Source organism: Promicromonospora umidemergens (assembly GCF_024171995.1).
Classification (GTDB): domain Bacteria; phylum Actinomycetota; class Actinomycetes; order Actinomycetales; family Cellulomonadaceae; genus Promicromonospora; species Promicromonospora umidemergens.
On the sequence record NZ_JAMTCT010000061.1, the window covers coordinates 1 to 2,082 of the forward strand.

Sequence of the window (2,082 nt, forward strand, 5' to 3'; positions counted from 1 at the left end):
GTGCAACGCTCAGCGAACCGCCACGCGGCTTGGACGCGAGGCGACCACGACGACCTGACGTGACCGGGCCGGGTGGTCGGCTCGCCAGGCGTGGTCGGCAGAACGTCAGGTGGTCGGTCGCTCGGAATGCCGACTACGTGACGTACTGCCGAACACTCAACCGGCGCCACACGGCTGACCCGGGATGTGGGAACCTCGACCCCGTGACCCTCACCCTGCCCGACCCGCTCGTCGGCCCAGCGCGCCTCACCGCCGCCTTCCTCGTCTCGGCGTCGGCGATCCTGCTCTTCGCCATTCACATCCGGCCGGTCGCGTACCTGCCGCTGGTGCTGGGCATAGCGCTGGGCCTGTGGGCCGACCGTGCCCTGGGCCGGGACCTGGCCCTGATCGGCGTGGGCCTGGGGATCATCTCGATGATCTCGCTGCAGGCGGACCTGTCCGACGCCGGGATGCTGCGCTTCACGCTGGCCCTCGGCGGATCGGTACTGGTGCCGTGGGCGCTCTCCCGGTTCGTACTGAAGCAGGACACCATCCAGTTCCCGGTGCTGACCGGACGCCGCTGGACCGGCGGGCAGTGGGTCTACCTCGCCGCCGTGGTGGCGCTCGGGTACGTGCTGCTGCCGTTCTACTTCCTCGGCTCGGGCGCCTACCTGAACTGGCCGGACCTCGACGGGACGCAGGACATCTGGCGGCTCTTCGTCGGCGTCAACGCCGTCGGCATCTGGGACGAGCTGTTCTTCATCTGCGTGGTGTTCGCCCTGCTCTGCAAGCACTTCCCGATGTGGCAGGCCAACCTGCTGCAGTCGATGATCTTCGTGTCGTTCCTGTGGGAGCTCGGCTACCGCGAGTGGGGCCCGCTGCTCACCGTGCCTTTCGCGCTGGTCCAGGGCTGGATCTTCGCGAAGTTCAAGTCGCTCAGCTACGTCGTGGCGGTGCACCTGCTGTTCGACGCCGTCGTGTTCGCCGTCCTGGTGCACGGACACCACCCGGAGCTGTTCGACATCTTCATCACCGCGCCCTGACCCGCTCCGCTATGAGCCGGAACCGTCGTTGGAACCCGGACCTCCGATAGCGGCCAGCACCTCACGGACCTCCTCGACCTCGATGCGGATCGCGTCGGCCTCGGCCTGTGCCAGCGCCTTCGCATCGGCGTCCTTGCCCTCCGCGATCTCCTCGTCGGCCGGCTGCAGCCCGCCGTAGTGGTGCTCGACGAGCGCTGACAACAGCGCGATGTCGAACTCCGAACCATCGAGTGCGGCGAGTGCGTCGACCTGCTCGTCGGTGAGCATGCCGTGGTTGCCGCCCTCGTGGGAGTGCGCACTGGCCCCGGCACGCGGTCCGCTGCCGTTGTCGGGCAGCTCGGTGTCGAGGCCGTCCGCTGCGAGGGCGAGCGCTTCCCTGCCCGCGGCGGGCACCGCGATCTCCCGGTCCTCGAGCCATCCGGCGAGCTCGCTGACCCGTCCGGCCGAGGCCTCGCCCACCTCGACGGCCAGGGCGAGCACTGCGTCGTCGGTGGACCGCCCCGGCGCGAGCGCGGAAAGCTGCACGGCCTGCGCGTTGTGCTCGATGGCCGTTGCAGCGTAGGCCGAGTCCGCGGCGGAGTACCCCGCCGCCTCCTGCTTTGCCGGGACCAGCACGCCGAGCCAGAGCAGCAGCGCCAGCACCACGGCGAGCCCGCCGGCGAGGACGGCCCCCATGATCCGGAGGCGCCGCCCCAGCCCGTAGGCCGACGGCGTCGCCGCGGCCTCCTGGTCCGGCGCGTCACCCGACGGCGGCGTGGTCTCCTCGGTCGTCGAGTCCTGGGGCGTCATGTCCGGGAGGTTCCCATACAAACCCTAGGAGGCGCCAGAGTCGAACCAGCACGGAGACCAGAGGCCCGCCGGCGGTGGTCGCCGGCGGGCCTCAGACCCGTTGCTGCGTGTCAGCCGCGGAACGGCGTCTGCATCTGCGGGTTCAGGTCCCGCTGCTTGACCCGTTCTGCCCGTCCGTCGATCGAGTCGTCGATGTCGAAGGTGTCGAAGCCGATGGCCAGATCGTTGGAGTACGCATACCCGTTGTAGTAGTACGTGGACCAGGTGCCGC

2 protein-coding genes are annotated in these 2,082 nt (G+C 69.7%); one reads left to right on the forward strand and one right to left on the reverse strand.

Features of this window, described 5'->3' with window-relative positions:
- Window positions 1–203: 203 nt before the first annotated feature.
- Complete coding sequence (locus tag APR04_RS30245) at window positions 204–1,022, forward strand: CPBP family glutamic-type intramembrane protease (protein ID WP_253878351.1); 819 nt, start codon at window positions 204–206, stop codon at window positions 1,020–1,022.
- A 9-nt stretch (window positions 1,023–1,031) separates the two neighbouring features.
- On the opposite strand, the gene APR04_RS30250 is transcribed toward APR04_RS30245, so the two are convergent.
- Window positions 1,032–1,811: a DUF305 domain-containing protein gene (locus APR04_RS30250; RefSeq protein WP_253878353.1), complete on the reverse strand. Its 780-nt coding sequence runs from the start codon at window positions 1,809–1,811 to the stop codon at window positions 1,032–1,034.
- Window positions 1,812–2,082: the final 271 nt, after the last annotated feature.

Excerpts from the sequence above, each read along its gene's own strand:
- APR04_RS30250 (WP_253878353.1), bottom strand. The coding sequence starts at position 1,811 with ATGACGCCCCAGGACTCGACGACCGAGGAGACCACGCCGCCGTCGGGT.